This is a genomic window from Halobellus inordinatus (genome assembly GCF_024498335.1).
Taxonomy (GTDB): Archaea; Halobacteriota; Halobacteria; order Halobacteriales; family Haloferacaceae; genus Haloquadratum; species Haloquadratum inordinatus.
Map to the genome: position 1 here is coordinate 1572130 of NZ_CP101825.1, position 20621 is coordinate 1592750.

Annotated in this window: 21 protein-coding genes; 12 read left to right on the forward strand and 9 right to left on the reverse strand. The window is 65.8% G+C overall.

Annotated features, from left to right (window positions below):
• Window positions 1–53 precede the first annotated feature (53 nt).
• The 3 genes from NO362_RS08120 to NO362_RS14690 all read right to left on the reverse strand — a co-directional run bounded on the left by NO362_RS08120 (window position 54) and on the right by NO362_RS14690 (window position 1624).
• Window positions 54–275, reverse strand: a complete 222-nt coding sequence (locus tag NO362_RS08120) for a DUF5795 family protein (RefSeq protein WP_121568301.1) — start codon at window positions 273–275, stop codon at window positions 54–56.
• An 83-nt stretch (window positions 276–358) separates the two neighbouring features.
• On the reverse strand, window positions 359–1330 hold the full coding sequence (locus tag NO362_RS08125; RefSeq protein ID WP_256544835.1) for a DUF5794 domain-containing protein: 972 nt from the start codon (window positions 1328–1330) through the stop codon (window positions 359–361).
• Between the two features lie 6 nt (window positions 1331–1336).
• Window positions 1337–1624, reverse strand: coding sequence for a DUF8099 family protein (locus NO362_RS14690; protein ID WP_500683702.1), 288 nt, complete (start codon window positions 1622–1624; stop codon window positions 1337–1339).
• 295 nt (window positions 1625–1919) lie between these two features.
• Between NO362_RS14690 and guaB the strand changes: the two genes are divergently transcribed.
• From guaB to NO362_RS08140, 3 genes are all read left to right on the forward strand, one after another.
• Window positions 1920–3419 (forward strand): IMP dehydrogenase, encoded by a 1500-nt coding sequence (guaB, locus tag NO362_RS08130; protein WP_256288229.1) that lies wholly within the window; start codon window positions 1920–1922, stop codon window positions 3417–3419.
• A gap of 159 nt (window positions 3420–3578) precedes the next feature.
• Window positions 3579–4193, forward strand: coding sequence for a response regulator transcription factor (locus tag NO362_RS08135; protein ID WP_256288230.1), 615 nt, complete (start codon window positions 3579–3581; stop codon window positions 4191–4193).
• A gap of 185 nt (window positions 4194–4378) precedes the next feature.
• A complete protein-coding gene (locus NO362_RS08140) occupies window positions 4379–4525 on the forward strand; it encodes a DUF7503 family protein (protein WP_256288231.1) in 147 nt (48 codons plus the stop codon).
• Here NO362_RS08140 and NO362_RS08145 read toward each other — a convergent pair whose 3' ends face one another.
• The 4 genes from NO362_RS08145 to NO362_RS08160 form a co-directional block, all read right to left on the reverse strand.
• Window positions 4526–6718, reverse strand: coding sequence for a hypothetical protein (locus NO362_RS08145; protein WP_256544836.1), 2193 nt, complete (start codon window positions 6716–6718; stop codon window positions 4526–4528). It abuts the gene before it with no gap.
• 85 nt (window positions 6719–6803) lie between these two features.
• The gene (locus tag NO362_RS08150) at window positions 6804–7625 is read right to left on the reverse strand and encodes a DUF7504 family protein (RefSeq protein WP_256544837.1); all 822 of its coding nucleotides are present in this window, start codon (window positions 7623–7625) and stop codon (window positions 6804–6806) included.
• A 140-nt stretch (window positions 7626–7765) separates the two neighbouring features.
• The gene (locus NO362_RS08155) at window positions 7766–8932 is read right to left on the reverse strand and encodes a pyridoxal phosphate-dependent aminotransferase (RefSeq protein WP_256544838.1); all 1167 of its coding nucleotides are present in this window, start codon (window positions 8930–8932) and stop codon (window positions 7766–7768) included.
• On the reverse strand, window positions 8929–9417 hold the full coding sequence (locus tag NO362_RS08160; protein WP_121568308.1) for an Lrp/AsnC family transcriptional regulator: 489 nt from the start codon (window positions 9415–9417) through the stop codon (window positions 8929–8931). The genes NO362_RS08155 and NO362_RS08160 overlap by 4 nt, the downstream gene beginning before the upstream one ends.
• Before the next feature lie 156 nt (window positions 9418–9573).
• On the opposite strand from NO362_RS08160, the gene NO362_RS08165 reads away from it, so the two are divergent.
• From NO362_RS08165 to NO362_RS08205, 9 genes are all read left to right on the forward strand, one after another.
• Entirely contained in the window at window positions 9574–11385 is a 1812-nt protein-coding gene (locus tag NO362_RS08165) for a vWA domain-containing protein (protein WP_256544839.1), read from the forward strand.
• Complete coding sequence (locus NO362_RS08170; RefSeq protein WP_256544840.1) at window positions 11385–13808, forward strand: VWA domain-containing protein; 2424 nt, start codon at window positions 11385–11387, stop codon at window positions 13806–13808. The genes NO362_RS08165 and NO362_RS08170 overlap by 1 nt, the downstream gene beginning before the upstream one ends.
• Window positions 13805–14161, forward strand: a complete 357-nt coding sequence (locus NO362_RS08175) for a coiled-coil domain-containing protein (RefSeq protein ID WP_256544841.1) — start codon at window positions 13805–13807, stop codon at window positions 14159–14161. The genes NO362_RS08170 and NO362_RS08175 overlap by 4 nt, the downstream gene beginning before the upstream one ends.
• Window positions 14154–15254 carry a DUF7502 family protein gene (locus NO362_RS08180; protein WP_256544842.1) on the forward strand — a complete coding sequence of 367 codons (1101 nt, stop codon included), beginning with the start codon at window positions 14154–14156 and terminating at the stop codon, window positions 15252–15254. Before NO362_RS08175 ends, NO362_RS08180 begins: the two co-directional genes overlap by 8 nt.
• Before the next feature lie 15 nt (window positions 15255–15269).
• Window positions 15270–16211, forward strand: a complete 942-nt coding sequence (locus tag NO362_RS08185) for an AAA family ATPase (RefSeq protein WP_256544843.1) — start codon at window positions 15270–15272, stop codon at window positions 16209–16211.
• Between the two features lie 2 nt (window positions 16212–16213).
• A complete protein-coding gene (locus tag NO362_RS08190; protein ID WP_256544844.1) occupies window positions 16214–17107 on the forward strand; it encodes a DUF58 domain-containing protein in 894 nt (297 codons plus the stop codon).
• Between the two features lie 110 nt (window positions 17108–17217).
• Window positions 17218–18471 carry an MFS transporter gene (locus tag NO362_RS08195; RefSeq protein ID WP_256544845.1) on the forward strand — a complete coding sequence of 418 codons (1254 nt, stop codon included), beginning with the start codon at window positions 17218–17220 and terminating at the stop codon, window positions 18469–18471.
• Window positions 18472–18615: 144 nt separating this feature from the next.
• Complete coding sequence (locus tag NO362_RS08200) at window positions 18616–19041, forward strand: EamA family transporter (protein WP_256544846.1); 426 nt, start codon at window positions 18616–18618, stop codon at window positions 19039–19041.
• Between the two features lie 78 nt (window positions 19042–19119).
• On the forward strand, window positions 19120–19683 hold the full coding sequence (locus NO362_RS08205; RefSeq protein WP_256544847.1) for a thioredoxin family protein: 564 nt from the start codon (window positions 19120–19122) through the stop codon (window positions 19681–19683).
• 162 nt (window positions 19684–19845) lie between these two features.
• On the opposite strand, the gene NO362_RS08210 is transcribed toward NO362_RS08205, so the two are convergent.
• Both NO362_RS08210 and NO362_RS08215 read right to left on the reverse strand, forming a co-directional pair.
• Window positions 19846–20283, reverse strand: coding sequence for an RNA-binding protein (locus tag NO362_RS08210; RefSeq protein ID WP_256544848.1), 438 nt, complete (start codon window positions 20281–20283; stop codon window positions 19846–19848).
• A gap of 37 nt (window positions 20284–20320) precedes the next feature.
• Entirely contained in the window at window positions 20321–20512 is a 192-nt protein-coding gene (locus NO362_RS08215; protein WP_121568318.1) for a DUF1918 domain-containing protein, read from the reverse strand.
• Between the last annotated feature and the right edge of the window lie 109 nt (window positions 20513–20621).

A 20621-nucleotide genomic window follows, 5' to 3' on the forward strand; every position in this document is an offset into this window, starting at 1 on the left:
TACATAAAGGGATTACGATCGGTCGGCGCTACGCCACCTCGAACCGTCGGCGATCAGCGATCCGTGTCCGACCACGAACAGTCTTGGCACTTGTAGGCCGTCACGAACTCGGTCACACTCGGCATATAGCCCACGGAGATGACGTTGCCGCCGCATTCGGGGCAGTCCATCTCGGCGTCCTCGATCGGTTCGGCATCCATCGGTGCTTCGCCCTCGACGAGTTCTGCGAGTCGCTTCGGCGTGACCATTCGCCCTTCGACGACGCGATTGCTCATACGTCGGGCACGGGGTGGAAGGTGGTAAATCCGTCGCGTGGGGAATCGACAGCGGAGCGGCGCTGCAGAAGTGAACCGCGGCCTCAGAGCCACGGGGCCCGGGAACCGTCGGTGTCGGGGTATCCGTACCCGACGTCCCCGCCGCTGTCGCCGCGGTCGCGTTCCGATCGCGAGTCCTCGTCGCTCTCGGCGTCGTCCCAGTCACCACCGTCGGCGACGGTCGAACTTGAGAGCGACGACGGAACGCTAGTATCGTCGTCGACGTCGACCTCGATTTCGGGTTCGGATTCGTCGTCGGCATCGTCGACCGCGGTGTCCTCCGCGTCCGACGCGGGGTCGTAGGAGAACAACGCGGTGACGCCCAGCACGCCCAGTGCGACGGGGGCCTGCGTCGGCAGGAGCCCCAGGACGTCGATCGCGAGCATTCCCAGCGCGACCGAGCTCCCGAAGCGGAAGAGGTCGATATCGACCGCGCCGCGAAGCCGCGGGGCGAAGAGCGCCACGGCGAGCGCGAATCCGACACCCGTGCCCGCTGCGGCGACGGCCCGTCCGACCGTCACGAGGTTCGGGTCGACCACCAGCGTCGCGTTGCTGAGGTCGAGGCTCGCGATCAGTCCGAGGCCGATGATGACGCTCGGCGACGGTAGGAACTCGCCGATCTTCGCGGATGCCGTCTTCGCGGCGACCGCGAGGATCACGAGGCCGGCGAAGCGGTGGAAGACCTCGAAGTTCAGGACCGTCTTCAGGGTCTCCGCAAAGAGCGCTTCGACACCCGCGACCGGCAGCAAGAGCGCGCCGAGCACGAGCACGGAGGTGACCTGTTCGCGTCGGGTCCCGTCCATCTCCGCGAGGATGACTGCGACCGTCGCCGAACCGCCGAAGATCAGCAGCCCCGTCTCGATGATCCCGAGCGGAGTGCTGAGCGTCCCGGCGATGATGAGTGCCGGGAAGATCCCGTCGACGAGCGGGAGGGCCATCACCGTCGCGAGAAGCCTGGTCGCACCACCGACCTGCTGCTCAAGCTGAAGTGCAACAGGGTGCTGAGAGACGCTCATTCGGGACTAACGGCCGTCACCATCGGCCAAACGGCGATACGGGCGCAAGCCCGACGGCGAAGCGCCGTGGGCCTGGCCGAGCACTCCGAGAGAGTCGAGCGCGGGGAGCGTCTGATTCCCGCGTTTGAAGGACTGCATCGCTGTAAATGTAAAGTTCGCATCGAATTCGGTGGTCGGCTGACCTGCGATGCGCGATGCAGTGGGACACTCGGAGTCCATATCTAAAATATACGGGAATGGGATATTAAACGTTGTGTGGGACGTGTGCTCACGGTTCCGGGGCTCTTTCATCATCCAACCACGCTAATTTCCGATGTTCCATAATCCGGTCAAATAACTCTACGAACTGTCGGAATCGAGGGTTGGATGCGGCGATAGTTGCGTCGCGTCCGACTGCGCAGCGCCCACATCTCGCGGCAATAATTAACGTATCAGAAAGCGACGCACGACTGTGCTAACGCGGCCTGGGACAGATGTCCTACCGTCAAATGTGTACACAAGTATGTGTATCGAGCGCCGATACGTGCCAACGATCTTCACAGGCGTGGTGTCTCGCAACGCTTTTGTCGATTCACTGTGGACCGTTTATATGGCGAACGACGTTTCTGACAACGGCCCATTCTCCGAGAAACTTCGAGTACCGGAAGCGCTGACGTTCGACGACGTGCTCCTTCGACCGATGGAGAGCCGCGTCGAACCCGACGCGGCGGACGTCTCGACACACGTCTCGAAGAACGTCGAACTGAACATTCCGATCCTCTCGGCCGCGATGGACACGGTCACCGAAGCCGGGATGGCGATCGGGATGGCTCGTGAAGGCGGTCTCGGCGTCCTCCACCAGAATATGGACACAGAACGGATGGTCGCAGAGATCGAACACGTAAAGCGCGCTGACGAACTTGTGATCCGCCGGGAGGACGTGGTCACGGCGAACCCGAGCCAGACGGTCCGCGAGGTCGACGCGATGATGGAGCGGGAAGGCGTCTCGGGCGCGCCGGTCGTCGACGACGACGACGTCGTGCTTGGGATCATCTCCGGCACCGACATCCGTCCCTACCTCGAAGTCGGCGACACCGACGAGGTTCGGGAGGCGATGACCGACGAGGTCGTCACGGCCCCGCGCGACGTCGAGGCCCGCGACGCGCTCGAACTGATGTACGACCACAAGATCGAGCGCGTTCCGATCGTCGACGACGACGACCGCCTCGTCGGTCTCGTCACGATGCAGGGCATCCTCCAGCGTCGCGAACACGAGAACGCCGCCCGCGACGAAGACGGACGCCTCCGCGTCGGCGTCGCTGTCGGTCCCTTCGACGCCGACCGCGCCCAGGCGGCCGACGAGGCCGACGCCGACGTGATTTTCATCGACTGCGCGCACGCGCACAACCTCAACGTCCTCGACAGCGCACGCGAGATCAAGAGCGCCGTCGACGCCGACGTCGTCGTCGGCAACGTCGGCACTCAGGAAGCGGCCGAGGCCGCCGTCGACTTCGCCGACGGGCTGAAGGTCGGCATCGGCCCCGGTTCGATCTGTACGACCCGGGTCGTCTCCGGTGCCGGGATGCCACAGATCACCGCGGTTGCGGAGGTCGCAGATGTCGCCGCACCCGAAGGCGTCCCCGTCATCGCGGACGGCGGCATCCGCTACTCCGGCGACGCGATCAAGGCGATCGCCGCGGGCGCAGACGCCGTGATGCTCGGCTCGTACTTCGCCGGCACCGAGGAAGCGCCCGGTCGCGTCATCACGATGAACGGGAAAAAGTACAAGCAATATCGAGGAATGGGCTCAGTCGGCGCGATGAAATCCGGCGGCAGCGAGCGCTACCTCAAAGACACCGAAGAAGACGAGGAGTTCGTCCCGGAGGGCGTCGAGGCTGCGACGCCGTACAAGGGCACGCTCGCCTCCGAACTGCACCAGCTCGTCGGCGGGATGCGCTCGGGGATGGGCTACGTCGGCGCCGAGACGATCCCGGCGTTCAAAGAGCGCGCGGAGTTCGTCCGCGTCTCCAGTGCCGGCCAGACCGAGGGCCACCCCCACGACGTGATGATCACCGACGAAGCGCCGAACTACAGCCCCGACAGTAACTAGAGCCGCGAACCGCGGATCCTCTCGACCACCTTCGTGAGCCGACTGTTCCCGTCGCGACGTCGGCGTCACGCCTGACGTAGGGTTCACAAGGGGTATCTTGATATGCCCCCGGAAAACAATCCTTCATATCGGTGTCATCGGAACACCGCGAACTTACCAATGAGCGCTGACCTGCCGCTAGTGCTCGTCGTCGAAGACGAGCCAGATCTCGCCGACCTGTACGCAACGTGGCTGAGAGACGACTATCGCGTCCGCGTCGCCTACGGGGGACGTGAGGCCCTCGACGAACTCGACGACGAAGTCGACGTCGTCCTCCTCGACCGCCGGATGCCGGATCTCTCGGGTGACGAAGCACTAGAGGCGATCCGGGACCGGGGGGTCGAATGCCGGGTCGCGATGGTCACCGCCGTCGAACCCGACTTCGACATCGTCAAGATGGGATTCGACGACTACCTCGTCAAGCCCGTCTCGCGTGAGTCGCTCAAAGAGACGGTCGAGAATCTCCTGCTTCGCAACACCTACGACGACGGCATCCAGGAACTGTTCTCGCTGGCCTCTAAGAAAGCCATCCTGGAGTCCGAGAAAGACGCCGCGACGCTCGAAGAGCACGAGGAATACCAGAAACTCTCGGACCGCGTCGACGAACTCCGCTCGCAGCTCGATCAGGCGCTCGTCGAATTCGACGACGAGCACGATATGACGGCGATGTACCGCGACCTCGGCGACGACTTCGACGTCGAGCCCGCCGACGCCGACGTCGAACAGTCCGAGTAACGACAGGTCAGCTGCGATTCCGTTTCTTTTCTACTCTTTTCCGCTTCGAGCGGTGCGACGGGGTCGAGAGGTTCTCTCGTCGTTGTCTGCCTTTTTGTATATACAAATCCAACTAAAATAAGATAATATCATATCAGAAAGTGTCAGAAAATTTTATTTTAAACCGCGCTGATGGACTAATCGTCATGTCCGACGATGACACCAACGCTGTCGCACAGTACCTAGCTGACCACCCCCGCGCGATGGGCGTCCTGTTCACCGCCGTGCTCCTGCTCTCGCAGGCTGGCGCGGTCGCAGCGGGCGCAAACCACGGGGCAATTTCCGGTCCGTAATTAGAACGAATCAGTCGACAAGTTCTCGCTCCACCGCAACGACCCGTCAATTAGCGTCGGAATATTCTCGAGCGAAAGAAAGTCATCGAGTTCCATCTCTGTTAGCTCGAACGTATCCGCAGTTCCTGACGATAGATAGTAGGTCTCGTTATCAGGGATGTACGGAACGACCATACTACCGAGTTCGTACTCCGCGGACGGGTACGTTCGATAATCGACGATAAAGCCCGAGTCTGAACGCGTTATTTTGCACATATTCGGGAGTGCTCCCTGAACTTGAGTTACAGAGAAACTCCCGTCTCCGACCACGATGTAGTCGCTGCCGATGTAACTGTCCTTGCGAGCGATCTCCAAGGAGATCCGGATCGGGAAGCCGTAGTTCAACAGTCGCGCCAGGCTTCGACCGATGTCGACGGCGCCGCTGTTGACCACGTCGTTCAGCGTGACGATCCCGGCGATCGCCCCACGTTCGATGAGTTCCATTCCCTGTTCGTACGATTGACACGCGTTGAGAAGGAACGAGTCGACGCCGAGCGAATCGATCGTCGTGACGTCGAGCGCGCCGTCTGGGCACTGGAATCCGTCTTCGTCGATGTGTCCGATGTAGTGCAAGAACTCCGTCTCTTCGGCGAGCACGGATCTGAGTTCTTCCACAGAGAGTTCGTAGTGCGTCCGCACCTCGAAGGGGAGTTCGTCGCGCGAACCGTAGACCGATTCGACCGCGTCCCGCTCTTCGGCCATCTTCGGATCGTTGCAGACGACGGTGATTCCGATGTCGCCCTCGATTGGGTCGCGGGACAACCGATTGCGATACGCCTGCAGCGACGCCTTACTCGCACCGATCGGAATCCCCGGCCCGAGCCACGCCTGTTCGAGCGAGTCCGTCTCCGGAGGTTGTACGTACGTTTGTTTGCTCTCGTCGGGGCCGACTTGCTGACTCCGCGTGCCCGCACTTCGCGTGAATTCGCCGGCTGCTGGTGCAGTGCTCGGCGACGGCGGCGTCGCGGTTCTGCGGAGGAAGTCGTCGACGGCGTTCGCCTGAACGGACGATCCGCTGGTCGGCTGGGTCGCCGGCGTCGTCACTACCGCCAGGTCGTTCGCGACGAACGGCAGGAGTTCGACGTTCGGGGCGTTCGGCGTGACGTGGGCGGTGAGTTTCCACTCCGGGAGGTGCGGTTCGATCGTCTCGTAGGGAATACGCAGGTACGCTTCGAGCTGCTCGCCGATCGAACGGTCGTACAGATCGGCGAAGTCCAGATCCAGCGTCGATTCGAGCGTCCGTCGCTCGTGGAGATCGACCTGGTAGTAACCCTCGGTACGCGTGAGACAGTCGAGGAAGAAGGTCTGTTTGAGGACCCGCTCGACGGACTTCTCGAACCCGTCGAGACCGTCGAGGTCGTACGCGAACCCGCCCTCGGTCACGATTCGCGGCGACGTCCCCGGCACAACCTCCGCGCCGAGATAGTACGCCAGCGGCGCGGCGACGTAGACGTGCCGGTGCGTCTCGGGGAGTTCCAGCCGAACGCCCGTCTCAGGTGGTTCGAGACCGTCCGGGGCCTCGAACTGAGTGCCGCGTTCGATGAGGGGCGGATGCCCGCGGAGCGTGGGATAGGAGCGCTCCACGGTCGTCGTCTTCAGCGCCGACCCGAGAAGCGAGACCGCACGCATCGCGTCTCGGGGGTGATCCGTCGTCCGAATCGTCGCCGCGGGACGCTTGTGATGCGATCGTGCGCCGACGAGCACGTCGGTCTCCGACTCGAATTCGAGCCGTGTCCGAGTTGCATCGGAGACGACCCGAAGCGGTGCATCGACTCGTAAATACAGTTTAATTGGCGCGAACAACTCGACGCTGTAGGTTCCCGCCGGGAACGTCTGTTCCGCGAAGTGTTCGATCTGTCCCAACATCTCGCCGGATCCGTCCCGGACACAGACCGAGACGACGGTCTCTAACTCGAGTCCGTCAGTCCGAACGGTTACTGCTTCGTCGGCGGGGAACTGAAACGCGTCGGGGTCGGCCGTCCGTAGTTGAACCTCCTCCGGCGTCGAGAGCACGAACCGGCTCCGTTCGATCGGATCGGAGACGACGACGCCCGTCTGATCGGCCGGTGAATCGAACTCGATCTGGAGGTGGTCGTCCCCAACCGGAGCGACAGCGTCCGACTCCGGCCCCCTACGGCGCCCAAACCCTTCCATTGTGACAATACATCACGCACGAAGCAAAAAGCGTACTGGTGATCGACGGCCCGTGTGGGTTCTCTGTCCCGCTGGGCAGAGACGGCTACGACTGTGGATCGATCGGCAGCCACTCCGAGGAGACGTTGGCGTCCCGGAAGTGCCAGCGCTGCTGTGGCGTCGTGCCGTCGAGCCGCAACTCGACGACGGCGTCGAACAGGGGCGCAAGGAGTCGGGTCGTCTCGGATTCGAGAGGTTCCGGCAGCCGAACGTGTGCCATCCCGTCGACCGTCCGGACGTCGTTCGCGAGGATGTGCAGGAAACGGAACACCGTCTGTTCGTCGTACTCGGACAGTAGGGGGGCCACGCAGTCGAACGCGACGCGCAACTCGGCGGGGTCGAGACCGCCGGCGACCGAATCGAGCTGTTCGATCGCCTCGCCGATGGCGACTCCGAGTTCGGCGATCGATCCTTCGGCCGTCACAGAGGCGCCCGCGTACCCACGTTCGCCGACGTAGATCCCGGGCGTCGAGTCGACGTCCGGCAGGTGGCCCATCGGCGCCGGTTCGTCGCGGGAATTCGAGGACGGACCGGCCCGCGCACCCGGATGCGTGGCTCTCTGTCCGTTGGCTGTCGTCGAGCGTCGCGCGGCGACGTCCCATCGGAGGATTCGCGTCCACTCCGGCGTCCAGCGCTCGACGTCTTCGAATCGGGCGTCTGGGCTCGCCCCCCGTTCGACGACGACGCGACGCCGGTCCGCCGCGTCCTCGTCGCCGAGCATACACCCGGACAGACGAGCGTAGACTGCATCGGGCACAGACCCGACGATCAAAAGCGCGCTACCGTTTGACTTCAGATCGTCGAGTGCGGTCGCGACGCCCACAGTGGCACCGACGTCTGTCCCGTCGGGGCCGCCTCCTGTGTGCATTCGTCTGCACACAAAACCGCCACTAAAGTAATACTTTGTGATATGAAACGTCTGTCAGGTTATAGGGATTATCGTGCGTCTCGATAGGTTTCTCGCCGGACGATACGGCGAGATTCTCCGAACAGTTACGATATTCCCTATTAGTTCGACTCGACGAACGACTCGATCCGGTTCAGCGCTTCCTTCAGTTCGCTCATCCCTGACGCATACGAGACGCGGAGATGTCCGTTCCCGCCCTCGCCGAAGACACGTCCCGGGACGAGCGCGACGCGCTTCTCTCGGATGAGCGCCTCCGCGAACGCCTCGTCGTCCTCCCAGCCCGGCGGACACTTCGGGAAGACGTAGAACGCGCCTTTCGCCTCGAAGCAGTCCATCCCGAGTTCGTTGAAGCGGGAGATGACGAACTTGCGCCGACGGTCGAACTCCTGGCGCATCTCCTCGACGGCGTCGTCGCAGGACTCGAGCGCCTCGATCGCGGCGAACTGCGCCGTCGTCGGCGCGGATAACATCGTGTACTGGTGGATGCGGTTCATCGCGTCGATGATCTCCGCTGGGCCGAGGGCGTACCCCAAGCGCATCCCAGTCATCGCGTAGGCCTTCGAGAAGCCGTTGAACACGACCGTCCGCTCGCGCATCCCGGGGAGCGTCGCGATCGAGACGTGCTCGTCCTCGTAACGGAGCGCCGCGTAGATTTCATCGGACAGCACGACCAGATCGTGCTCGCGGGCGAACTCGGCGACCTCTGTGAGTTCCTCGCGCGTCATCACCGCGCCCGTCGGATTGTTCGGGTAACAGAGGACGAGCGTCTCCGCGTCTGCGGCCCCGGCGCGTTCGAGGTCCTCGTAGGTGAGGACGAAGTCGTTCTCCGCGCGTGTCTGCACGGGGAGCGCCTCGCCGCCGGCGAACGTCACCGTCGGGCCGTACGAGATGTACGACGGCTGTGGGACAGCCACCGTGTCGCCGGGATCGACGAGCGCACGCATCGCGAGGTCGACCGCCTCGCTCGCGCCCGCCGTGACGAGGATCTCCTCGTCGGGCTCGTAGGAGAGGTCGTAGCGCGTCACGTGCTCTGCGATCCGCTCGCGGAGGTCCTTACGGCCCCGGTTGGCCGTGTAAGAGGTGCGACCGCGCTCCAGCGAATCGATCGCGGCGGAGCGGGCAGCCCACGGCGCTGAGAAGTCGGGTTCGCCGACGCCGAGGGAGACGATGTCGTCCATCTCCTCGGCGAGTTCGAAGAACCGGCGGATTCCCGACGGCGGCGTCTCTCGGGCCCGCTTCGAGAGCGGGCTGTGTGTCCCCTCGGTCATGGCGAGATCGAGAGTCGATCGTCGTCGTCGCCGTCGCCGAAGTAGACGCCGCGTTCTTTGTACGTCGTCATCACGAAGTGCGTCACCGTCTGGGTGACTTCGGGGATCGGCGCGATCTGTTCGGAGACGAAGTTCGAGACGTCGTGCATCGACTCGCCCTCGACGTCGACTGCAAAGTCGTAACTGCCGGAGATGAGCCGCAACGACGACACTTCCGGGAACTTCGCGATGCGCCGGGCGATCTCCTCGTAGCCGGTTTCGCGGTCGAGTTCGACGTTCAACTCGACCTCTGCGCGGACGTGTTCTTCGCCCACGCTGTCCCAGTCGACGACCGCCTGGTAGCCGCGAATCGCCCCCTCGGACTCCAGTTCGTCGACCAGTGCTTCGACCGTTGCTGCGTCCACACCGAGTTGTCGCGCGATGTCGTCCGTGCTCTGGCGAGCGTCACTCAGCAACAGGTCGAGCAGTTCCCGCTTCGCTTCCATAGACGGTTCGATGCGGTCCCCGTTGAAAGGGTTTGCTCTCCTTATATGGTACCAAATGCCGCGAGTCAAAGTCTCACACGCACCTCGGGGTCGTGACACGGGTCGAGCACGTCGGGTGGGAAAGGCCCAATACCCCGGCGGACCGCCTCTGTGACGATGGCCCTCTCGGACGTCTTTCTCTCCCCGCTCGGACTCGCCGCCCTCCTCGCGGCCGTCCCCGTGATCCTCCTGTATCTGGTACGCCCGGACCCGCGCCGAGTGACGCTGCCGACGGTCCGGTTCCTGACCGACTCGGCGGGGACGTCGTCGTCGACGCCCCTCTTCGAACGACTGAAGCGGAGTGCGCTCTTGCTGTTGCAACTCTCGGCGATACTCCTGTTTGCGACGGCGCTCGCGACGCCGTACGTCTCGACGTCGCAGTCGGAGACGGTCGAGGAGACGGTGCTTGTCGTCGACGCCAGTGCGAGTATGAACGTCCAGTCGGATGGAGTGACACGATTCGACCGAGCGATCGACAGCGCCCGCGACGCCACCACCTCGACCACGTCCATCGTCGTCGCTGGCGGCGACGCCTCGATCGCGTTACGCAGCGGCAGCGCCGCCGACGCCGAGGGAGTCCTCTCCTCACTCCGTCCGACGGGCGCGCCAGGCGACCTCCGAACCGCGATCTCGCGGGCGACGAGTGTCGCCGGGGAGAACGCTCGCGTCGTCGTCGTCAGCGACTTCGCCGGCGACACCGACTGGGAGACGGCCGTGCAGGCGGCGCGCGCTCGCGGCCTGACGGTCGACTTGCGGCAGTTCGCGGCGGGCGGAACGAACAACGTCGGCATCGTCGACCGGCGCTTCTCGGGCGAGCAGGTGACCGTTTCCGTGCAGAACTTCGGGACAGCGAACGCGACTCGACAGGTATCGCTCGGCGGGGAGACGACACAGGTCTCGCTGGCCCCCGGTGACGTCCGCAGCCTCACGTTTCCGGTCCCGGCGGGCGGCGGTGAGATACGGCTTTCGCCCGGCGATTCGTTCCCGACCGACGACGTCGCGTACGTCGCCGCGCCCTCGGACGCCACCGTCGACGTGCTGCTCGTGACGAACGACCGGAATCGCTATCTCACGACCGCGCTCTCGCTCGTCGATCCCGTCGAGCTGACGGTGGTCGAACCGCCGTCGTCAGTTCCGTCGCCGCCCACGGACGCCTACGACGTGGTGCTCTACAGCAACGTCGCCGGCGGGCAACTCCGCGATTCGCACGTCGCCGCTGGCCGCGACGCGCTCGCCGCAGGCGGTGGCGTCGGTATCCAGGCACAGGAGTCGATGCCGGTCGAATCGTACGGCGATCTGCTGCTCGTCTCGCCCAGCGGCGTGGGATCGAATCCGACGCTGAGGACGCCTGCGGACGACGAACTTACCCGTGACATCACGTTCCCGCCGCCGGAGCGGTACGTCCAGGGTGACCTCCGCGCGGGGCGTGCGCTGGTCTCGACCACGGAAGGAACGCCGATCATCGCCCGCGACAGCCAGGGCGGCGGGCGCGTGCTCTACTACGGCTACGTCGAAGCCGCCTCGGCGTTCAAATACGACTTCGAGTATCCGATCTTCTGGAAGCGGAGCGTCTACGCGCTCGCCGGCCGAGAATCGCTCTCGGAACTCAACCGGGAGACGGGCGAGCGGATCAGGTTCGGCAACGAGACGACGGTCCAGACGCCGCGCGGCGAGGTGACCGCGTCGAGCGTCGAGGCGACCGACGCGGGGTTCTACACCGCCGACGGAGTCCGATACAGCGCCTCACTGCTCGATCCCGCCGAGTCCGACGTGTCGGCGGCGACTGTCAACGCAACGGCGGGCGGCGGGCCGACCACGCGGGAGGAGGAACGGACGGCTCCCGACCCGCTGACGGAACTCGTCGCACTCGGCATCGTCGCCGTCGCGATCGGCGAGGTGGCGTTCCTCCGCCGGCGGGGTGATCTCTGATGGTCGCGCTCGGGGCACTCGTGCCGACGGCCATCCTGCTCGATCCCGCCACGGCCACACTGCTCGAACTGTCGGTCGAACTGATCGAGGGACTCTCCGTCGGCCTCGCGCGCCCAGCGTACCTCCTCGCGTTCCCGATTGCGGCGCTCGCGCTCTGGGCGCTCGTCTTCCGCGACGCGTCTGGGACGGCTTCGGAGGACTCGCGACGGTGGTTCCTCGCCGCACGGCTCGCCGTCGTCGCGCTCGTCGTGCTCTCGGCGGCCGGTCCCTACACGACCCAATCGAAACTGACGACCGGCGAGCCGCGGGTGACGATGCTCGTCGACCAGTCAGACAGTATGGCCGTCACGCCGAACGTCGAAAACCGGCTCGCGGAGTCGATCGAATCCGCGGGTGTCTCGGTCAGACAGGTCCCAGTCGGCGCGGCCGACTCCTCACCCGTCGGCGACGCCGTCGCGGCAAACATCCGCGAGAACGGGAGTCTCGTCCTCCTCAGCGACGGGCGGGTGACGAGCGGGCAGTCGCTCCAGCAGGCGGCCGAACTCGCGCGCTCGGCCAACGCGACGGTCTCGACCGTCTCGATGGAACCCCGAACGCGAGAACGGTACGTGACGGTCGAGGGGCCCGAGAAAGCCAGCCTCGGCGTCCAGAACCGATTCGTCGCCCGGGTCGATGGCGTCGGCGGGAACACCACCGCGACCCTCACAGTCTCGGTCGACGGCGAACAGGTGCTCGAACGGGCAGTGAACGACGTGCCCGCGCCAGTGGTGTTCAACCACACCTTCGAGTCCACCGGCAGCCACACCGTGACCGCAGAGATCGACGTCACCGATCGGTTCGTCGAGAACGACGTCAGCCGGAAGACGGTTCGCGTGGTCGAGCGCCCGGAGATCCTCTACGTCTCGCCGGGCGAGTACCCCTTCCGCGACTATCTCGACCGCCTGTACGACGTCGAGACGGCCGAGCGCGTGCCGGAGGACCTCTCTCCGTACTACGCGGTGGTCGTGCAGGACACCCCCGCCGACGAGATCGGGAACGTCGACCGCCTCCAGGAGTTCGTCATCGACGGCGGCGGCCTGCTCGTCGTCGGCGGTACCAACTCCTTCGAGAGCGGCGGCTACCAGGGGTCGAATCTCGCGTCGATGCTTCCCGTCTCGGTCGGCGAGGGCGAACCCCGATCGACCAACATCGTCCTCTCGGTCGACGTTTCGGGGAGCGCCCAGGAGGGAATGCGGATCCAGAAGGCGACCGCGCTCTCGGTGCTCGACCAACTCGGCGACGAGAACGAAGTCGGGCTCGTCGGCTTCAACTACCAGGCGTATCGCGTCTCCGAGGTCGAACCGCTGTCGCAGAACCGCCAGGAGCTTCAGGACAAGATCCGGCGGCTTCGCGCCGGGGGGGCGACCGACATCGCCGCCGGGGTCGATGGCGGCGGCGAACTCCTCGGCGACCGCGTCGGGACGGTCATCCTCATCAGCGACGGCCACGACAACCCCGACGAGGCCGCGGGCGTCGCCCGACAACTCTCCGAACGCGGGATCCAGGTCGTCACCGTCGGCGCGGGCGAAACTATCAACGAGCGCACGCTGCGGACCATCGCCGGCGCCGGTGGAGGAAGCTACTTCCGGGCGACCGAGACGACTCGGCTCGGCATCCTCTTCGGCGGTACGGGCGCGCCCGGCGGCTCCGGACTCATCGTCATCGACCGTGGAACGTTCATCACCTCCGGCGTCACGCTGACAGCCGATCCCGACGCGTTCAACGACGTGTCCGTCCGCCGCGGCGCGGACTTCCTCGTCGCCGGCGACACCGGCCAGCCCGCGCTCGCGACGTGGCGCTACGGGCTGGGCCGCGTGGCCACGATCACCGCGCACGACGACGACGGCACGCTCGGCGGTCTGCTCCGCGAACCCGACTCCCTGCTCGTGACCCGAACGACGAACTACGCTATCGGCGATCCCGAGCGGAAGGCGACCGGCGTCACGGGTATCCCCGACACGCGCGTCGGCGAGCCGACGACCGTGACCTATCGCGGCGCCGACCGCCCCGCGGTTGACGGCATCGCGTTCCGGCGCGTCGGCGAAGAGACGTTCCAGGCGACGGTGACGCCCGACAGCACGGGCTACTTCCAGATACTCGATGCGACCTACGCCGCCGACTACGCCCGCGAGTACGCTGCCTTCGGTCCCGACCCGGCCCTGGAATCGCTCGCCGAGGACACCGGCGGCCGGGAGTTCACTGCGGGGCAGGGCGAACAGATCGCTCGCTTCGCCACCGAGCGCGCCCGTGGCATCCGGCCCGTTCGGACCGACTGGACGTGGCTCCCGTTACTCCTCGGCCTACTCGTCTTCACGGCCGAAGTGAGCTACCGGCGGCTTCAAGTTCGTCGCCGCGATACCACGTCGGACGGAGGCCTCCCGTGAGTTTCGTCGGCCGTCGCCTGAACCTCGTGCTCGTCGCCGCCCTCCTCGTCCTCGCCGCCGGGACCGTCGGAGTGACGGCGCTCTATCAGTCCGGCGTCTCCGAGGTGGCGGCACAGAACGACCAACTCCGAGCGCAGAACGAACAGCTCCGCGAGGATCTGCGCTCGGCCCGCGACCGGATTCAGTCGTTGCAGTCGCGGGTGTCGGAGTTGGAGAATCGCGTCGAGGAGCTACAGAGCCAACTGTCGACGGCTCGCGACGAGCGCGACGCGTATCGGGAGGATCTACGCGCAGTCTGCCAGCAGTGGCAGCAGGCGAACGAGACAGTCCCACAGGAGTGTGAAAATGTCTAGCGGCGACGACGACCCCGTCGAGGAGTGGCTCGGTTCGGCCGAGGAACGAAACGGCGAGTGGCCCGACGACGGCGACGATGCGCGGGGCGACGGCGACGCCGACGACCTGACGTTCGACGCCGATCCGGGCTTCGGCGCTCGAACAGCGGACGCAGACGGGCGTGACGGGGACGCGGAACCTGCCGCCGAAACCGGAACCGCCGCCGCGACGGATCGCGTACGGGAAGCGCTCGACGAAGTCAGACGCGAAGTGCAGAAGGCGGCACTCCTCCAGGCCGCCGTCGACGCCGCACTCCTCGCGGTTCTTGCGAATCTCGCCTTCGCACTCTTCGAACCGTCGTGGCTCGCGACCGCGTTCGGTCTCCCGACGGTCGTCGTCGAAGCGCTCCGCGCCCTCCCGTTGCTCGGCGACGTCGCCCCGCGATCTATTCACGCTGCCTCGCTTCTCGCCGTCGTGGTCGGCGTCGTCGCCTTCGCCGTGGAGTCGGCGCTGCGACTCCGTCGCCCGCTCGTCGAACAGTTCGAGACGGCCAACCCCCAGGTTCGGGAGGCACTGCGGACCGCCCGCGACGCTGTCGGCGATGACGCCGACACCGCGATGGCGCGTCGCCTCTACGACGACGTGATCGAGACGCTCGGCGAGACGTCGAGCTTCGAACTCGTCGCGACCCGCCGTGTCGCCGTTACCGCGCTCTTGATCGTCCTCGTGAGCCTCGCGAGCGTGCAGGTCGCCATCGTGGACCCCGACCTCGGCGGCCTTCTCGGTCCGGGTGGCGACGGTAACGGACAGCTCACGCCGCCCGACGACGACGACCTGCAGGACGGCGATCAGATCCTCGGCGACCCCGAGGACGTTCAGGCCGGCGACGAACTGGAGAACATCACCGTTCCCGGAACCGGCGACGGCACCGGCGACGGTCCGACGGGGCCGTCGGGCGGCTACGTCGGCGGGGGCGGGAGCGGCGAGTTCGACAGCCAGCAGGCCGGCTTCACCGGCGCCGAGCAGATCGAGGATGCCGAACTCGTCCGGGAGTACAATCTGCGGATCAGGGAGTTCGACGAGGAAGACGAGGGCGCGGCCGCCCAGACCTAATCTGAACCTACTACGATGAACGGAACAAACGAGGAGATCGAACAGATTCAGCGCAGACTCGCCGCCCTCCGCGAGGAGGTCGCAAAGCGAATCGTCGGGCAGTCCGACGTCGTCGAGCAACTGCTCGTCTGTCTGCTCTGCGACGGGAACAGCCTGATCGAGAGCAACCCCGGCCTCGGGAAGACGACGCTCGTTCGGACGATCGCCGAGGCGACCGACCTGTCGTTCTCGCGCATCCAGAACACGCCGGATCTGATGCCGGCCGACATCACCGGGACCGAAATCATCCGGGAAGTCAACGGCGAGCGGGAGTTCGTCTTCGAGCGCGGGCCGGTCTTCGCGAACATCGTCCTCGCCGACGAGATCAACCGCGCGACGCCGAAGACGCAGGCGGCGCTCTTAGAGGCGATGCAGGAGAAGCAGGTGACGACCGCCGGCGAGACGCGCGAACTGCCGCGTCCGTTCTTCGTGCTCGCCACGCAGAATCCCATCGACCAGGAGGGGACCTATCCGCTTCCGGAGGCGCAGACCGACCGCTTCCTGCTCAAGATCCTCGTCGACTACCCGAGCCGCGACGAGGAGCGCGAGATCGTCGACCGGTACACCACGGGCGCACCCGATCCGACGGTAGAGCGCGTCCTCTCTCGCGACCAACTCCAGCGGGCCCAGCAGTTGACCCGACAGGTCCCCATCGCCGACGACATCCGCGACGACGTGATCGACCTCGTGCGCTCGACGCGGACCGCTGAAGACGTCGAGTTCGGCGCGAGCCCCCGGGCCAGTATGGGTCTCGTCCTCGCCGCGAAGGCGCGCGCGTTCCTCGACGGCCGCTCGCACGTCTCCTGGGAGGACGTCGAGGCGATGGCGCATCCGGTGCTCCGACACCGCCTCATCGTCGACTTCCGGGCCGAGCGCGAGGGCGTGGGCGCCGACGACGTCGTCGCAGACCTGTTGTAACGATGCCTATCGAGCCCGCGTTCCTCGACGAACTGGCCCGTCTGGAGGGGGCGCTGCGGCGCGAGACCGACGCCCGACAACAGGGCACACAACGCTCGTCGAACGTCGGTGAGGGGCTGACGTTCAGCGACTATCGCCGGTACACGCCCGGCGACGACGTTCGGCTCGTGGACTGGCGCGTCTACGCCCGAACGGACGAGTACTTCATCAAGCAGTACGAGGCCGAACGCAACCTCACGGTCCACGTTCTCCTCGACACCTCGGCCTCGATGGACTTCGGCGAGGGCGCGGCCAACAAATTCGAGTTCGCGGCCCGATTTGGCCTCGCTTTCGCGTACTTCGCGGCCACACAGCACGATTCGTTCCGGTTCTCGGCGCTCGGCACGGGCGTCGACCGCCTCGACCGCGGCCGGTCTACGCGTGGCGAACTCCTCCGCCTGCTCGACGCCGTGAACGCGATCGAACCCGACGGCCGGACCGACTTCACCGACGCGCTGGAGGCGTACGGGCGGACGATCCACTCGCGCTCGCTCGTCGTGGTCGTGAGCGACTTTCTCGACGATCCCGAGGCGATCGAAGACGGGATCGCCGCGCTCGGACACAACGACGTCTTCCTCGTCCACGTGGTCGCACCCGAGGAACGTGACCCCGACGTCGCCGGCGACACCGTCTTCGAGGACCCCGAGACGGGGACGACCCAGCGCGCGTACTTCGCCGGCTCGACCGCCGAGGCGTACCGCGACCGGCTCTCAGAACACGTCGACGACGTCGCCGCGCGAGCCCGAACGCTCCGCGCCGATCACGTCGTCGTCGACACTGGCGCGGACTTCTTCGAGTCCTTCGCCGAGGTTTGGCGGCAGCAGGACCGCCGCGAGCGGCAGCGCAGACGGCGGTGAGGGTGGCGGCGCACGAAGCAGCGACGACAGCGGTAACGTGCCGATGTACGAACCGGCCGCGACGGGCCGCTTCCGGCGGCTATATTTCGCTCGGGTGGTGACGTCCCGGTGTGACCGACGCACAGGACCGCCGGGTCGTCGCTCTCGTCACTGGCTCGCATTTCGTGAACCACTCCTATCTGGTGATGCTCGCGCCGCTCGTCGGCGTGCTCGCCGCCCGCTTCGACGTGAGCATCGCCGCCATCGGGCTCGCGATCGGGGTGCAGAACGCGGTCGTGCTCGTCCTCCAGCTTCCGATGGGATACGTCTCCGACGCCTACAGCCGGACGCTCGTGCTTGGAATCTCGCTCGTCGTGGGCACCCTCGGCGCGGCCCTCACAGCGCTCGCCACGTCCTACGCGTGGCTGCTCGCCGCCCAGCTCGTGCTCGGAGTCGGGGTCGCCGGCCACCACCCCGCTCACTATCCGCTGCTCGCGGCTGTCTCGACCGACGAGAACCGCGGACGAGCCTACAGCGCCCACGCCTTCGGCGGGTCGGTCGGGCTCGCCGCCCCATACGCCGTCGTCGCCGGGACGACGGCGCTGGATCTGTCCTGGCGCGTCGCGATCGGAGTCGTCGCCGTCGTCGGCGCGGCCTTCGCCGGCTACTGCCTGCTTCGCTTCCGCGGCGTCGACGACGAGATCACCCGGCCGGGGCTGGCGGAGCGCCCCGACGAACGTCCCACGCTGCGCTCCGTTCCGGGTCGGATTCGCGCGCTGTTCCGGACGCTCGCCTCCTCGGGCGGGATCTTGGGGCTCACGGTGCTCGCGTTTCTCACCTCTGCGGCCGCGTGGGCGATCCGGACCTACACGCCAAGCCTGCTCGTGCGCGGCTACGGCCTCCCTGAGGGGACCGCGAGCGCGCTCACGTCGGCGATGCTCGTCGTCGGCGCGGGGCTGATCCTCGCCGGTGGCGGCCTCACCGACCGCGTCGGTGCCGGGCCGATCGTCGTCGGCGGATACGCCGCGCTCGTCGTCGTCGCCGCGCTGCTGGCGACGCTCTCGCTCCCGTTGGCAGCGGTCGGCATCGTGCTACTCTTGAGCGGGAGCATCAGCTTCTCCCGCCCGGCGCGCTCGACGCTCGCTGATCGGCTCTCGCGGCGCGCGGACCTGGGGAAGAACTTCGCGCTCGTCACGATCGGTATCTCGCTGGGCGGCGTCGTCGCCCCGCCCGTCTTCGGCTATCTCGTCGACGTGGCCGGTCTCACAGTCTCATTCGGGCTCGTCTCCGCTCTCGGCGTCCTCTCGCTCGCTCTCGGGCTCCGCATCGTCCGCGACGCGCCGTTCGCGGTTCCCGGTTCGGCCGCCGGCGCCGATGGCGATTGAGCCCGTTCCAGTCCATATAGGGATTATCGTAACTGTTCGGAGATTCTCGCCGCACCGTCCGGCGAGAAATCTATAAGCACTTACGATAATCCCTAATAGATCTGCGATCGAAACGGTGAATCCGTCGCTGTACCCACGCCGAGTATGAACTACCTCCCGTGGGCTATTCTGGCCCTCGTCGCGTACTCGCTCGTCGCCCCGCTTATGAGCGTCGCGACGACCGGTTCGGTGAAGATCCCCAGCAACGTCGCGGCGCTCTTGGGAAACGCGATTCTCGTCGCTGGCACGGTCCTCGTCGTCGTCTACAACGGGTCGGACGCGCTCTCGTACGTTTCTCACCCCAAATCCAAGTACGTCTTCGTCGCCGGCGTCTGCCTGATGGTCGGGATCCTCGCGTACTACCGGGCGCTGTCGCTCGGTCCCGTGAGCGTCGTCTCGCCGATCTTCGGGATGTTCCTCGTTCTCAGCTCGGCGCTCGGCATCGTGTTCCTGAACGAATCGCTGACGGGGCGGAAACTGCTCGGGATCGGCCTCGCGCTCGTGGCGGTGTATCTGGTCAGCGTCGAGTGAACCGGCCGGCCGCGAGGCTGCACACCGACCTGCCGCAACGGACAACGTCTTTTGTCGACAGCCCTCTACCTCGGCTATATGGTTCTAGTCGAATCCGATTCGGAACTGTCGCACGGCGAGGAGGCACCGGCGTTCGAACTCCCCGGTGCCGACGGGGAAACGTACACGCTCTCGGATTTCGACGACTACGAGGCGCTGCTCGTCGTCTTCACCTGCAATCACTGCCCGTACGCCGAGGCGAAGGTCGACGAGCTGAATCACCTCGCGAGCGCGTACGACGACCTCGCCGTCGTCGGAATCAACCCGAACGACGCCGCGGAGTATCCCGACGACTCCTTCGAACGGATGCAAGAACGTGTCGACGCGGGCGAAATCGAATACACCGCGTACCTCCGCGACGAGTCACAGGAGGTCGCGCACGCGTACGGCGCCGTCTGCACGCCCGATCCATTCCTCTTCGAGCGCGACGGCGATACGTTCCGACTCGCCTTCCACTCACGCATCGACGACGCGATGAGCTCCGACGAAGAGCCGAGCCGTCACGAGATGCGCGAGGCCGTCGAAGCACTTCTCGCGGGTGAGGACGTTCCGCTCGCAGAGACCCCCTCGCAGGGCTGCTCGATCAAGTGGACGGACAATTGAGTCGGCGACGGCTATCTGCATTCTCTCCTTGATTGCACTTATATACGAAGACGAGACCACGCACCGCGTGCGTTGACCCCTATCACAGGGCGCGCCGCGGATGCGTAGCACACCGCCCTGTGAGTCGTCCAGTGCTACCTGTTCGCTTCTCCGATAGCACCGCTACGACAGGCTTTCGGCCTCAGAGAGCGCTTCCCGGGCGTTCTCGACGGCTGCTTCCTTCGTGGCGGGGTAGGCTTCTACCTTCGCCCGCAGCGTGATCCCGTTGCCGCGCCGGACGTCGCCGCGGAACGCCGCCTGTTTGTCCAATCGTAAGAATAGCTCGGTGTTCTCGGTGACGCGCTCGTCGAGTTCCTCGAGTAGCGCGTCGAAGTCCGGCAGTTCGGACAACTTCGCGAGGACGTGGCGGACGTCGTCGGCGTTCTCCACGCGAGCCGAGAAGACGATGATTCGGTCGCCGTGGTGACCGGTGCTCTCGGTGCGGGTCACCTCGAACTCCTCGGGGAGGAAGGTCCGGAGCGCGCTCTCGACTCGCTTGTCGTCTTCGGTCTCGTAGCAGAAAGTCCGCAGATCGACGTAGTGAAACGGAATTCGGGGCATTAGCGACGCTTCGCGCTGCGGCGGGGAAAAACTCCCGTTACTCTTCGTCTTCGTCCGCGGCTTCGAGCTGGTCGGCGGAGATGCCGACTTCCTGACCGTCTTCGAAGCTGACGGTGTAGGTCGCGTCGCCGAACATCGTCTCGACGACCTGCGTGATCGTGCCGACCTCGCCGTCGAATTCGCTGTGCTTGTCGCGCAGTACCACGCTGTCGTCCTCTTCGAACTCCATACCGGAGAGCCGCGCGCGCGGGTGAAAAATCGACTGGTTCCGAACGCGGAGTCGCCGAGCCGCGCTCACCGGAACCGCGCCTTCCGCAAACGGTACTATATATATGTCG